16 protein-coding genes are annotated in these 13,634 nt (G+C 29.7%); 11 read left to right on the top strand and 5 right to left on the bottom strand.

What is annotated here, in order from left to right:
* Positions 1-89: 89 nt before the first annotated feature.
* Positions 90-482: a hypothetical protein gene (locus tag FDK22_RS10590; protein ID WP_138152934.1), complete on the top strand. Its 393-nt coding sequence runs from the start codon at positions 90-92 to the stop codon at positions 480-482.
* On the opposite strand, the gene FDK22_RS10585 is transcribed toward FDK22_RS10590, so the two are convergent.
* From FDK22_RS10585 to FDK22_RS10570, 4 genes are all read right to left on the bottom strand, one after another.
* Positions 479-694 (bottom strand): hypothetical protein, encoded by a 216-nt coding sequence (locus tag FDK22_RS10585; RefSeq protein WP_138152933.1) that lies wholly within the window; start codon positions 692-694, stop codon positions 479-481. The two genes, FDK22_RS10590 and FDK22_RS10585, sit on opposite strands and share 4 nt — an antisense overlap.
* Positions 695-789: 95 nt before the next feature.
* Positions 790-2,466 (bottom strand): protein adenylyltransferase SelO family protein, encoded by a 1,677-nt coding sequence (locus tag FDK22_RS10580; RefSeq protein ID WP_138152932.1) that lies wholly within the window; start codon positions 2,464-2,466, stop codon positions 790-792.
* A gap of 78 nt (positions 2,467-2,544) precedes the next feature.
* On the bottom strand, positions 2,545-3,039 hold the full coding sequence (locus tag FDK22_RS10575; RefSeq protein WP_138152931.1) for a thioredoxin domain-containing protein: 495 nt from the start codon (positions 3,037-3,039) through the stop codon (positions 2,545-2,547).
* A 26-nt stretch (positions 3,040-3,065) separates the two neighbouring features.
* Positions 3,066-3,911 (bottom strand): AraC family transcriptional regulator, encoded by an 846-nt coding sequence (locus FDK22_RS10570; RefSeq protein ID WP_138152930.1) that lies wholly within the window; start codon positions 3,909-3,911, stop codon positions 3,066-3,068.
* Positions 3,912-4,065: 154 nt separating this feature from the next.
* Between FDK22_RS10570 and FDK22_RS10565 the strand changes: the two genes are divergently transcribed.
* A complete protein-coding gene (locus tag FDK22_RS10565; RefSeq protein WP_138152929.1) occupies positions 4,066-4,920 on the top strand; it encodes an SDR family oxidoreductase in 855 nt (284 codons plus the stop codon).
* Positions 4,921-4,951: 31 nt separating this feature from the next.
* On the opposite strand, the gene FDK22_RS10560 is transcribed toward FDK22_RS10565, so the two are convergent.
* On the bottom strand, positions 4,952-5,419 hold the full coding sequence (locus FDK22_RS10560) for a thioredoxin family protein (protein WP_138152928.1): 468 nt from the start codon (positions 5,417-5,419) through the stop codon (positions 4,952-4,954).
* Between the two features lie 64 nt (positions 5,420-5,483).
* On the opposite strand from FDK22_RS10560, the gene FDK22_RS10555 reads away from it, so the two are divergent.
* The 9 genes from FDK22_RS10555 (at position 5,484) to FDK22_RS10515 (ending at position 13,626) form a co-directional block, all read left to right on the top strand.
* Complete coding sequence (locus tag FDK22_RS10555; RefSeq protein ID WP_138152927.1) at positions 5,484-6,287, top strand: DnaJ domain-containing protein; 804 nt, start codon at positions 5,484-5,486, stop codon at positions 6,285-6,287.
* 325 nt (positions 6,288-6,612) lie between these two features.
* The gene (locus FDK22_RS10550) at positions 6,613-7,695 is read left to right on the top strand and encodes a 4-oxalomesaconate tautomerase (protein ID WP_138152926.1); all 1,083 of its coding nucleotides are present in this window, start codon (positions 6,613-6,615) and stop codon (positions 7,693-7,695) included.
* Positions 7,696-7,715: 20 nt separating this feature from the next.
* Complete coding sequence (locus FDK22_RS10545; protein WP_138152925.1) at positions 7,716-8,588, top strand: amidohydrolase family protein; 873 nt, start codon at positions 7,716-7,718, stop codon at positions 8,586-8,588.
* A gap of 1 nt (position 8,589) precedes the next feature.
* A complete protein-coding gene (gene ligK, locus FDK22_RS10540; protein ID WP_138152924.1) occupies positions 8,590-9,309 on the top strand; it encodes a 4-carboxy-4-hydroxy-2-oxoadipate aldolase/oxaloacetate decarboxylase in 720 nt (239 codons plus the stop codon).
* Positions 9,309-10,343, top strand: a complete 1,035-nt coding sequence (locus FDK22_RS10535; protein ID WP_138152923.1) for an amidohydrolase family protein — start codon at positions 9,309-9,311, stop codon at positions 10,341-10,343. Before ligK ends, FDK22_RS10535 begins: the two co-directional genes overlap by 1 nt.
* 19 nt (positions 10,344-10,362) lie before the next feature.
* The gene (gene ligA, locus FDK22_RS10530) at positions 10,363-10,788 is read left to right on the top strand and encodes a protocatechuate 4,5-dioxygenase subunit alpha (protein ID WP_138152922.1); all 426 of its coding nucleotides are present in this window, start codon (positions 10,363-10,365) and stop codon (positions 10,786-10,788) included.
* Positions 10,781-11,629: a class III extradiol dioxygenase subunit beta gene (locus tag FDK22_RS10525; RefSeq protein ID WP_138152921.1), complete on the top strand. Its 849-nt coding sequence runs from the start codon at positions 10,781-10,783 to the stop codon at positions 11,627-11,629. Before ligA ends, FDK22_RS10525 begins: the two co-directional genes overlap by 8 nt.
* Positions 11,630-12,568, top strand: a complete 939-nt coding sequence (locus FDK22_RS10520) for a Gfo/Idh/MocA family oxidoreductase (protein ID WP_138152920.1) — start codon at positions 11,630-11,632, stop codon at positions 12,566-12,568. It abuts the gene before it with no gap.
* Positions 12,569-12,597: 29 nt separating this feature from the next.
* Entirely contained in the window at positions 12,598-13,626 is a 1,029-nt protein-coding gene (locus FDK22_RS10515) for a TRAP transporter substrate-binding protein (RefSeq protein WP_138152919.1), read from the top strand.
* Positions 13,627-13,634 lie beyond the last annotated feature (8 nt).

The following is a 13,634-nucleotide window of genomic DNA, read 5'->3' as shown; positions in this document are numbered from 1 at the left end:
AGAATGAAAGTTTATACAAGTAATCTTTAGAAAAGATAAAAAATAATATGTTAAAATTGTATCTTGGAAAATTTTTTAAAGGGGCTTATTTGTCGATATTTGCTTTACAATCATTAGCTGGTGGCTTTTTAGATGAGGATATGGTACATTTTAATAAAAACTTTGATGATTGGTGTATCCAATTTGATAGTTATGAAGATGCGATGGATATTCTACAAACCTTAGAAGATGAAGAAACTATCGATATAGTTGAAATAACACCTTTAACTTATCCAAAGTACTTTTTTAATTCCCTACAAGGTATTATTCATGCAACAAGGCAAATTGATGATAAGATTATCTGCGTTGTTGAACCACATATGGGTGCAAACTTTAAGATTGCCATATGTGATTTAAATACGAAAAAAGTAAGGCTTACAAAAACTAGTTATAAAACAATTCCAAGTATAGAAAATGCCTTTTCAAGTTTTGGTGATTTTTAAAAAGCTTTATTGAATTGTTTTTTATATTGATTTATAGCTTTAAAAATTGTATCCCAAATCTCTGATAGTTCTAATACACCTATTTCATTAAATAACTTAGAAACTTTTAATGCCATCTCTTTACTATCAACTTCGTAAGAAATTACCTTATCACTAAATTTTACTACAACATTGTTATCTTGTGTTGTTGCTTTATATTTACTTCCAATCATAATTTTTTCCTATATGTTTTTCCGTAAAATAATACAACAAAAAAGTGGCGATAAAGTAGTGAAAATCATAAAAAAAAATCTTTTTTTAATTTTTTTTATGATGAACATGTAATATGAGAAATACCTGCTACACCAAAATAATTACTTGGTTTTTTTAGATAATACTTCTCTTCTACTTGCTTTGATTGTTCTAAGTAAGGTTTAGTCATTATTTCTTGTAATTCAAGAATTAAACTATAATCCCCATTATTTGCCTTTTCATAGGCTTCAACTAAAAACCACTCTTTTAGGGTATATTTAGGGTTTACAGTTTTTAAATCTTCACTTGAAACACTAAGTTTACTTTTCCAAGTCTCAAGCCATTTATTCCATCTGTTTTGTAACTCTTTATCATTTATTTTCCTATAAAAACTAATTTCAAGACTTGAGATATCTTTTGGAATTGAAGAAAGTTCACGGAAAAACATTGTATAGTCAGTTTCACTTTTCAACATAAGATGCATTAGTTCATTAAAGAGTTTTTCATCATATTTTTTTAAACCTAGTTTTGAAGTCCACATCTTTTCCATTTTTTCATTCATCTCTTTTGCAAAACCACTTCTAATCCCTGCAAGATTATCTAATGCATTTTGATTTGATTCAAGTAAAGGCATTAAAGCACTACAAAAACTATTAAAGTTTTTCCTTGCAGCTTCTGGTTGATTAAAAAATGAAAAGTGTAATCCTCCACCTGTCCACGGTTGATACTCAGGGTCAAAAATATCAATAAATCCAAATGGTCCAAAATCTAAAGTGAAACCTCCAACAGCCGTATTGTCGCTATTAAAGTTACCTTGACAATATCCAACTCTTATCCAATTAGAAACTAATGAAGTAAGTCTTTCTCTAAACTTTAAGGCTAATAAAATCACTTTTTCTTCAATACTAGAATTTTCATCTATCTCATCTTGATATTCCCTTTTTATTGCATGAAGAACAAGTTGTTCTAACTCTTCAAGAGCCTTTGGATGCTCTTTTTTTCTTGCCCGTCTTCCAAAAAGTTCTAATTGACCAACTCTTATAAATGAAGGTGCAACTCTTGTTGAGATTGCAACATTCTCTTCAATCATTCGTTCAGGATCCCTTGAATAAGAGTTTTCATTAAACCAAGGTCTAGTTACAGTTTCTGTTTTTGAAGTGTATAAGCTTAGTGATCTTGATGTAGGAATACCAAGGGCATACATGTGTTCTTGTGCTAAAAACTCCCTTATACTAGATCTTAATACCGCACGACCATCTGCTCCTCTGCAATATGGTGTCCTTCCTGCTCCTTTTAGTTGAAATTCCCATCTTTTATTATTTATTACCGCTTCTAAAATTGAAATAGCTCTACCATCTCCATATCCATTTCCTGTTTGAAAAGGGCATTGCATATAATATTCAGTCCCATAAATTGATAGGGCATATCCTGTTGCCCAACCTATGTTTTTTAAAGGTTTTTTTATATTTGAAGTGTCCCCTGAAAACATTTTAATAAATTCTTCATTTTTTGCTAAAGAATCAGCAAAACCTAATTCTTTAAAAAAAGTTTTACTATGGGTAATATATATTGGGTCTTTTATAGCTGTTGGAGTTACTGGCACATAGTGCCCATTAAAAACCTCTCTTGGGTTATGATTTTGCCCATCTTGATTTGCCAATGGATCACAAACAAGAGTATTTAAAAAAGAATAATCAGCAAATTTAGCTAATTCATCAATTGTATTTATATTTTTTATAGTGTTATTTTTCATTTTGTAGTTTTAACATAACAAGTTAAAATAGATAAAAAAATTAGTATTTAAAAAGTTTTATTAAGTATAAATAAATTTTTATTTACTCCACCAAAGTTTTAACTTTAAAGTAAAGCTTGAAGTGTATCCTACATCAGAAAATTTTAGTTGTTTATTTTTATCATAAATTAGTGTTGTAGGATATGCTTTTATGTTAAATCTATATGCAAAATCATTAAATGAATCATTTACAACTTTAAAGTTTAGATTGTTATCTTTTAGGTATTCTTGTATCTCTTCTTTAGCGCCAGATTGACTAGCAAATGTTATTACTTGATATTCTTTTGAAAGTTCTTCAATATTTGGTGATTGAAACTTACAAATAGGACACCATGTAGCCCAAAAATATATCAATAAAGGTTTTTCTTCATCTAAAATATAGCTCGAACCATCAATTAGTTCAAAGGCTTTATATGGAAAATCTTCTTTATTTAAATCTTGTGATTTGTAAAAATTTATTACATTTACTGCTATTATTAAAATAATTGAATATTTAACAATCTCTTTTATATATTTTTTTATTTTTTTATTCATGGGATGATTTTATCTATTTGAATCTTTTAATCTAGTTTCAACATCAAATTAGTTGTATTATATTTGATAATTCCATTTAATATATCCTCTGGATTATCAAGATATTCTTCTATGGGAGGGAAGTTTGATAATTGCAAGTTTTGATTATAAATCCATCCATAAAACTGAAACCAAATATTGTAAAGATTATCATAACTTCCAATATATTTTAAAACAACATATCTTCCTTTAGGTAAAATCTTTATATGTCTTGAATCTATTTTAGGTAATTCTTCATTATCTAATAACAAACAAGCTTCATATCTCATATAGTCATATTCTGTAATGTTAGGATTATCATAGCAAAGACCAAAATATCTTTTCCCTAAAAATTCATAATTTATCTCTTTTAAATGTTCTTCTTTTGAAATTAATTTATTCCAAGCTTCAATTGCGGCATCATTGTATTCCCCTAATGACCTATCAAATAAAGTATAGATATCTTCTTTTATATCTATAATTTCAGGTTTTATTTTTAGTTCTTGAAAATGGTTTTTTAGGTTTTCTTCTGTTTGTTTTTTATATTCTCTAGGACTCATATTAAATAGTTTTTTAAAAGCTTTGTTAAAACTACTTGGTGTTTCATAACCAATATTTAGTCCAATTTCTGTAATTGAAGAGTTTTGAAAAAGTAGTTCATGAGTACTTTGCGCAAGACGAAGTCTTTTTATCATATTGTTTATGTTCTCCCCTGTTGCTTGTTTGAAAACTCTTGAAAAATGGTATGGGCTATATGAAGCTGCTTTTGAGATATTATTTAAATCAAGTTGTTCATTTAGATTTTCTTCTATATATTTAATAGCTTTTTTTATTGAACTATTATTATAATCCATCAAATTCTCCTAGTTAGCAAAAATGGAAAAGTATTAAATCTATTTTATCTATATAATTTTAAAAATAAAGGAGAAACAATGAAAGTAAAAATTACAATATTATCAGTTGGTTTAGTATACAAATTTCAAGTAGTCTATATGGGAAAATTTTAATATGAATATATGTTTAATTGGAGCTACTGGATATTTAGGTAGTCATATTTTAAAAGAACTTAATAATAGGAATATATATCCTATTGTTTTAACAAGAAGATGGGATTATAGTTTTAGTAGTAATATAAATACAAAAGAAGTTTATAAAGTAGATTTTACAAAAAAACACTCTTTACTAAATAAACTTGATGGAGTTGATATTGTTATTTCAACATTAGGAATTACAAGACAAAAGGATAATTTAACATATATGGATGTGGATTATCAAGCTAATTTAAATATTTTAAATGAAGCTAAAAATAGTGGAGTAAAGAAGTTTATATATGTATCAGCTTTAAACGCTAATAAGTTCAAAGATTTAAAAATATGTGAAGCAAAAGAGAAGTTTGTTGATGAGTTGAAAAAATCGGGTTTGGAATATCTTATTATTAGACCTAATGGGTTTTATTCAGATATGAAAGATTTTTTAGATATGGCTAGAAGTGGTAGAATATATCTTTTTGGAAAAGGGGATAAGAAGTTAAATCCTATTGATGGAAAAGACTTAGCAAATTTTTGTTTAGATTCTATAGATTTAAAAAATAAAGAACTTGAAGTTGGTGGACCTGAATTATTCACCCATACACAATTAGCTAATTTATCTTTTGAAGTTTTAGATAAAAAGCCAAAGATTACATATCTTCCCGATTTTATTAGAAGAATAACTTTAAAAGTTTTACCTTATTTTGTTTCTTCTAAAACTTATGGACCAATTGAGTTTTTTTTAACTATGATGGGAGTTGATATGATTGCTTCAAAAACAGGGGAGAATAAACTAAGAGATTTTTATGAGAAATTAGTTAGATTAATATATTAAAAGAAGTATTATGTAAATTTAATACTTCTTCTTAGTTTCTATATTCTTTATTATAAATCTCTAAAGCTTTTTTTAACTCTACTTTATAGTCACTTTTACTTTTGTATCCAAATGATTTATAAAAAGCTTTTTGCTCTTTTGGGTCAATAAATATTACCGTTGGGACACCTTTTGCTTCAAATTGTTTAGGAAACTTATCTTTGTCTCTTAATACACTAAGAGGTATAAAATCTTTTTGGACTTTTTCATTGATTTTTTTTCTAATAAGTGTTTTTACCTCAAACTTATTACAATAAGGACATTCTGTTTGTCCTATCATCATCATGATTGGTTTATTTTGTTTTAAAGCTTTTTCTAAAGCTTTTTCGTATGACACTTCATAATTCATCTCTTTTTGTAATCTTTGTGAACCGGCAAAAAGATTCAAACTAAGAAAAAAAGTAAATAGTAATATATAATTAAAAACTTTGATAATAAATCCTTTGAAATATAATTGCATATTATATCATATAAGGTTAAATAGATATAATTGTCAACTAAATTACCAAAAAATGGATTAAATAATGAAACTAAAAAAATGGATTTTTATAGCAATACTCCTTGTTATTTTGTATTATACATTTATAGTAAATACATTTTTAACATTATCAATTATATTTGGATTAATTGTTGCTTTTAAACTTTATAAATATTTTCAAAGAAAAAAATTTAATAGATTAGTAAACTCAAAAGAGGATTTTGCAAAAAGTGAATTAGGTCTTTTTATAGCATTGGTTGCAAAAGTTGCTAAAGCTGATGGAAGAGTTCAAGAACTTGAAGCACAACTTATTAAAATGATGTTTGATGATATAACTAAAGTGTTTGATGAAAAACAAAAAGCTAGAGATATCATGAAAGAGATTTTTAATGAGGAAAAACAAAAAAGTGATAATACAAAGAATATTGCAAGTGAATTAAATAATCTAATAGGGAAAAGTATTCTTAAAAGAAGACAATTTGTTAGTTTTTTAATTCAATTAGCTTTTATAGATAGTGGAATTAGTGAGGAAGAAGATAAGGTATTAAGAGTTATTGTAAGTGAACTAAATATTTCAGAAGAACAATATAAACAGTTTATTAATAATTTTGAAAATAAAATGAAAAACAATAACCAAACCATGAGTGAAAAAGAAGCTTATGAAATTTTAGGTGTACAACAAACTGATGATATGGATACCATTAAAAAAGCTTATAGAAATTTAATTAGAAAATATCACCCTGATATTATTAGTTCACAAGATAAAGATGAATCATATATGGAAGAAGCAACTGCAAAAACTCAACAAATAAACCAAGCTTATCAAATTATTAAAGATATTAAAAAATAAATAAAAACATAATGTGTGTAATTTTAGAATAAAAAGAGAAATTAGAATTATTTTAATTTCTCTTAACTCTCTATATTTTAAAAAACTAAATTTAAACTAAATAAACCCCGCAAAATAGTACCTTGTAATGGGTTTCTAAAATATTAATATCTTTTAAATTTCTATACATTAATAACTTATATTTCATTTTCTCATAAACTAATTTAATAATGCTATGTTATTGCTATTTTAACTTAAAATGAACTTATGTCCGTTAAGCGTACTTTAAATTTTCCAATGCTATAGTTTCTGTACAAATGTTCGAAAATTAAATAAAAGGTTAAAAATGGGTTACGAATCAATACCATATATGCAAATAAGAGGTGGTAGTTCAAAGGGTATTTATTTTGATAAAAATGATTTACCTCAGGATGAAAACCTTAGAGATGAAATCATATTAAGTATCGTTGGTCGTGACTCTAGACAAATTGATGGTTTGGGAGGCGCGAATCCCCTTACTAGCAAAGTTGCTATTATAAGTAAATCTGAAAAAGACAATTGTGATATAGACTTTCTATTTGTACAAGTAGTTGTTGGTGAAAATAGAGTTGATAGTTCTCCAAATTGTGGAAATATCTTATCAGGAGTTGGTGTTTTTGCTATTGAAAATAAGATGGTGATACCAACAGAAAATACAACAACTATAAAAGTTAATATGATCAATAGTAACAATATTTGTGAACTTGTTATGCAAACACCAAATAAAAAATTAAAATTTGATGGTGATGCAAGAATTGATGGAGTTCCAGGAACATCTGCACCAATTATATGTAACTATCTTGATGTTGCCGGCTCAGTTTGTGGTTCACTTTTCCCAACTGGTAATAAAAAAGATGTTGTAAATGATATTGACATTACATGTATTGACAATGGTATGCCTGTTGTTTTAATTAATGCAAGTCAATTAGGGCTTACTGGATATGAAAGTTGTGAAGAGTTAACTAATAATGCTGAATTAAGAAAAACATTGGAGGAGTTGAGATTAGAAGTTGGTCCAATGATGAATCTTGGGGAGGTTTCTAAAAAAGTTGTACCAAAGATGACAATTATTTCAGCTCCTAAAAATGGTGGAAGTATAAACACACGAACATTTATACCTCATAATTGTCATGCAGCAATTGGAGTACTTGGGGCAGTATCAGTTGCAAGTGCTTGTTTATATGATGAATGTGTCACTAGTGACATTATAAAAGTTAAAAATATGCCAATTGTTAATTTGACTATAGAACATCCAAGTGGAGAGTTTACAGTTGAATTAACTAGTGAAAAAATAAATGATGAATTAAATATTAAAAAAGCTGGTTTATTAAGAACAGCAAGATTATTAAGTAAAGGTGTGGCTTATCCACATCCTGCTGATTTAAACTAAGAAGATTAGAGGAGATAGATTTGGAAAAGAAAACTTGTATGGCGCCAGATAGGAATACTAAAACGCCAGTATTTAAAGCTATGGAAAATGCTTGTGATGCCCATTGTCATGTATTTGGACCACATGAAGTGTTCCCATATTCACCTAAAGCAACTTATTGGCCACCAGATACACCAGAGGCGCTTTTAAGAAAAATGCATGATACTATTGGAATTAGTAGAGCAGTTTTAGTTCAAGCTTCTTGTCATGGAAAAGACAATTCTGCAATGTTAGATGCTATTAAAAATGACCCTAAAAGATATAAAGGTGTTTGTATGGCAGATGATAATTTTACAGATGAAGATTTTAAATATTTAGATGAAAATGGTGTTAAAGGTGTTAGGTTTAATTTTGTAACACACTTAGGTGGAGCCCCTGATTTAGAGATGATGGAAAGAGTTATAAATAAAGTAATCCCTTTAGGTTGGCACTTAGTTATTCATGTAAATGCAGAAGACATTATAAAGTATGAAGATTTTTTTGCAAAATTTGATATTACAATTGTAGTTGACCATATGGGAAGAGTTCCAACTAAAGAGGGTGTTGAACAAGAAGCCTTTAAAATTTTATGTAAATTTATGGAAAGAGAAAATTGGTGGGTTAAAATCTCTTGTGCTGAAAGAATTTCACCAGAACCACCATTTTATGATGCTATTCCATATGCACAAAAGTTAGTTGCAATTGCACCAGATAGAATCCTTTGGGGAACAGATTGTCCCCATCCAAATATTAAAAAATATATGCCAAATGATGGAGATTTAATGGATTTATTTCCTTTAATGGTTCCAAACCCAGAATTACAAAAGAAAATTTTAGTAGATAATCCAGCAAGACTTTATGGATGGGAGGATTAAGATGATTAGAAAACAACATCTAGGCGTAGCTATAAAAAATATAAATAGAGCACCAAAAGAAGAGATTGAAAGATTAGAAAAATTTGGAAGTGCGACAGTTCATGAAGCACAAAAAAGAGTAGGGGAGTTACATCCTGAACTTAGACCTATCTTTAAAGGGAAAAGAATAGCAGGTAGTGCAATTACAGTGTTGCTTCAACCAGGTGATAATTGGATGCTTCATGTAGCTATGGAATTAGCACAACCAGGTGATATTATAATTGCTGCTTGTACAACACCAAATACAGATGGTTTTTTTGGGGATTTATTAGCAACTTCTGCAATTGCACAAGGTGTAAAAGGTCTTGTAATTGATGCAGGTGTTAGAGATACAAAAGATTTAGAAGAAATGAATTTCCCTGTTTGGTCGAAGGCTGTTTCTATTAGAGGAACGGTTAAAAATACATTAGGTTCAGTTAATATCCCAATTGTTTGTGCTGGTCAAATAGTAAATCCGGGTGATGTTGTTGTTGCTGATGATGATGGTATTTGTATAGTAGCTTGTGAAGATGCAAAAGCAGTTGCAGACGCAGCTCAAAAAAGAGAAGATTTTGAGGGTGAAAAAAGAGGAAAATTTGAAGCTGGTGTTTTAGGACTTGATTTATACAAAATGAGACCAGGACTTGAATCTGCTGGCTTTAAATACTACAACACTATAGAAGAATTGGAGGGAGTAAACTAATGATTATAGATTGTCATGGACATTATACAACTGGACCTAAAGAGTTAGGTGAATATAGAGAACAACAAAAAAGAGAGTTAAGTTTTGATCCTTTAGTTCAACATGCAAAGGGTGTAATTAATATTACTGATGAACAATTAAGAGAAAGTGTTGAAAATAATCAGTTAAAACTACAACAAGATAGGGGAACAGATTTAACTATTTTCTCTCCACGAGCATCTTGGATGGGTCACCATATAGGTAATCAAAGTACAAGTAAAAATTGGACTGAACATTGTAATGACCTTATTGCAAGAATAGTTGATATTTTCCCTAAAAACTTTGTAGGTGTTGCACAACTTCCTCAATCTCCAGGTTCAGATATAACTGCAAGTGCGGCTGAACTTGAAAGAGTTGTTAAAGAGTATGGTTTTATTGGGTGTAACTTAAATCCAGATCCATCGGGAGGGTATTGGAATGATGCTCCTAAATTGGATGATAAATATTGGTATCCATTATATGAAAAAATGGTTGAGTTACAAGTTCCTGCAATGATTCATGTAAGTGGGTGTTGTAATCCTGTATTTCATGCAACATCATCACATTATTTAGGTGCAGATACAACTGCATTTACTCAATTAATGATGAGTAAAACACTATTTAACGACTTTCCTGAGTTAAAATTTGTTATACCACATGGTGGTGGAGCAGTGCCTTATCATTGGGGAAGATTTAGAGGTCTTTGTGATATGTTAGAATTAGATAATTTAAATAATATAATTGAAAATAATATCTATTTTGATACTTGCGTATATCACCAAGAGGGTATTGATTTATTATTAGATTTAGTTCCTCCTGATAACATTTTATTTGCATCTGAAATGATTGGAGCAGTTAGAGGAATTGACCCATTAACAGGTCATTATTTTGATGATACAAAAAGATACATTGATGCAGCTAAGATAAGTGATGAAAAGAAAAAGATGATATTCGAAGATAACATTAGAAAAGTTTATCCTAGAATTAATCAACATATTCAAAAGCATTTTAATTAAAAAAGAAGGGGATTATATTATGGGAAATTATGAAGAAAGAGACTATAAAGATATACCTGGAACAATTGTATTTGACTTACAAACTTGTGTAAAAGGTTATGAATTAAATAAATTTTGTGACACTTTAAATAAACCTGAAGCAAGGGAAGCTTTTTTAGCTGATGAAGAGGAATATATGAGTAGGTTTCCTAAATTAACAGAAGAGATGAAAGATGGTATTAGAAGAAAAGATTTAAATTATCTTCTAGATTTAGGTGGAAATATCTATTATTTATGGAAAATTGCTGCAACTTTAGGTTTACATATGCAACAAGCTGGGGCTATGATGTCTGAAGAACCAAATAAAATGACTACAGAAGAGTTTCAGCAAATGATGATTAATGGTGGAAGACCAATTGAGGGAAATAGAAGTATAAAAGAGAATGAGGAGAAGAAAAATGGCTAAAATAATCGGAGGAATAGGTACTTCACACATACCGACAATTATGCTTAAAATGGATAATAAAGAGATGACAGGTCCATATTGGGAAAGATTTAATGAAGGAATTAAGCCTTTAAGAGCATGGATGAAAGAGAAAAAGCCTGATGTTTGTATTATTGTTTATAATGACCATGGTTCAAACTTCTCATTAAAAAATGTAATCCCTTTTGGGCTTGGTATTGCTGATGAGTACTTACCAGCTGATGAAGGATATGGAAGAAGAAAAGTTCCAACTTTTAAAGGTGACTCTGCTTTATCTTGTCATTTAGCAGAGCATTTTAATGAAAAAGAGTTTGATGTTGCTATGTCATTTGAATTAGATGTAGACCATGGTTTTTCTGTTCCTGCTTCTTTAGCATTTGGTGAAGATTTAGAAGAGTGGCCTTGTAAGTTTATTCCATTATATGTTGGGGTTGTTCAATATCCTCAACCAAAGGGGAATAGATGTTACAACTTAGGAAAAGCAATTAGGGAAGCTATTGAGTCTTATCCTGAAGATATCAATGTTGCGATTATGGGAACAGGCGGATTATCACATCAATTACAAGGGCCAAGAGCAGGGTTAATTAATGTTGAATATGATACTTGGTGGTTAGATAATCTAGTAAAAGATCCAGAATCTATAAAAGATATCTCATTAACTGAATTAATCAGAGAAACAGGAAGTGAAGGTGCGGAAGCTATTATGTGGTTAACTATGAGAGGTGCATTAACTAAAGAGGTAAATGAAGTTTATAGATTTATGCATGTACCAATTTCAAATACTAACTACTCATTAACAATTTTAGAAAATAAGGAGGACTAAATGAAAATTTGTGTTGTAGGGAATGGAGCTTTTGGAAAAAAACATTTAGATGCTCTATCAAATATTGAAGATGCTGAGGTTGTTTGTTTAGTAGGTAGAAGGGAAGAGGGTACTAAAAAAGTTGCTGAGCAATTTAATGTTCCAAATTATGCACTTACTTTAGAAGATGCTTTAAAATATGATTTTGATGCAGCAATTATTACTAGTCCAACTCAAATTCATGCACAACAAGCAATAGCTTTAATGGATGCAGGGAAACATGTAATGATTGAGATTCCTATGGCAGATTCTTTAGCAGATGCCGAGGCAATTGTAGCTAAACAAAAAGAGACTGGACTTGTTGCAATGGCTGGACATACAAGAAGATTTAACCCTTCACATCAATATGTTCACAATAAAATTAAAGCAGGTGAATTAAAAATCCAACAAATGGATGTACAAACATATTTTTTTAGAAGAACAAATACAAATGCTTTAGGTGAGCCTAGAAGTTGGGTTGACCATTTATTATGGCACCACGCTTGCCATACAGTTGATTTATTTGCTTATCAAACAGGTGAAGAGATTGTTGATGTTCAAGCAATGCAAGGACCTATTCATCCTGAGCTTGGAATTGCAATGGATATGAGTATTGGGTTAAAAACTGCAAGTGGTGCAATTTGTACTTTATCACTATCTTTTAATAATGATGGACCATTGGGAACTTTCTTTAGATACATCTGTGATAATGGAACTTATATAGCTAGATATGATGATTTATTTACGGGAAAAGAAGAGCAAATTGATGTTTCAAATGTTGCAGTTTCTATGAATGGAATTGAGTTACAAGATAGAGAGTTTATTTCAGCAATTAAAGATGGACGAGAACCAAATGCAAGCGTACAACAAGCATTATCAGCAATGAAAGTTTTAGATGCTTTAGAAAAAGTAATGAAGTAATAAAAGATTAGTGAAAAAAGGGAAAAGAGATGATAAATTTAATTAAAAAAGGTAGTATTCTTGTTAGTACATTGTTACTAGCAGGTTCAGCTTATGCGGCTGAAACATTAACAGTTCACCACTTCTTAAGTCCAAAAGCTCCTCTTCAAACTAAGTTTTTAGAGCCATGGGCAAAAAAAGTTGAAGAGATGTCTAAAGGGAAATTAAAAATTGAGATTTTTCCATCAATGACAATGGGAGGAAAGCCACCTGAATTATATAAACAAGTTAGAGATGGTGTTGCAGATATCGTTTGGACACTTCCTGGTTATACACCTGGTGTATTCCCAAGAACTGAAGTTTTTGAACTTCCAACTGTACATATTGGTGATTCTCTTGCAACTGCAATTGCAATAAAAGAAAACATGGATTTAATTAAAGATGATTTTGACAAAATTAAACCTTTAATGGTTTACACAGCAGCAGGAAATGCAATACACACAACTGAAAAAGAGGTAACTAATATTGAAGACTTAAAAGGTTTAAAACTTAGAGCTCCTTCAAGAACGGCAGGATGGTATATATCTGCATTAGGTGCAGAGCCAGTGGGTATGCCTTTACCAGCACTTCCTCAAGCGCTTTCAAAAGGTGTAGTTGATGGAGGATTTATACCTTTTGAAGTATTTCCACCATTAAAATTTCATAATTTAACTAAACATTCTGTTGAGGGACCAAATGGTGAGAGATTTGGTACGTCAGTATTTATGCTACTTATGAACGAATCAAGATTTAAATCATTAGACAAAGATTTACAAAAAATCTTAATGGATAGTGTAGATATGGATATGGTTAAAAAAGTTGGTCAAATCTGGATGGATGTTGAAGAGCCAGGTAAGAAGATGCAAAATGAATCAAAAGGGGGAAAAGTTCACAAATTAAGTCAAGAAGAGATGGTTAAGTTTGACAAAATAGGTGAGCAAGTGGTTCAAAAATGGATTGATGAAGCAACTTCAAATGGAATTGATGGTCAAAAATTAGTAGACGAAGCAAGAAAGGCTATTGCTAAAAATAGCAAATAAATAAGGTT

The organism is Arcobacter arenosus (assembly GCF_005771535.1).
Lineage (GTDB): Bacteria > Campylobacterota > Campylobacteria > Campylobacterales > Arcobacteraceae > Halarcobacter > Halarcobacter arenosus.
This window is presented reverse-complemented; position numbering and strand designations above follow the sequence as displayed.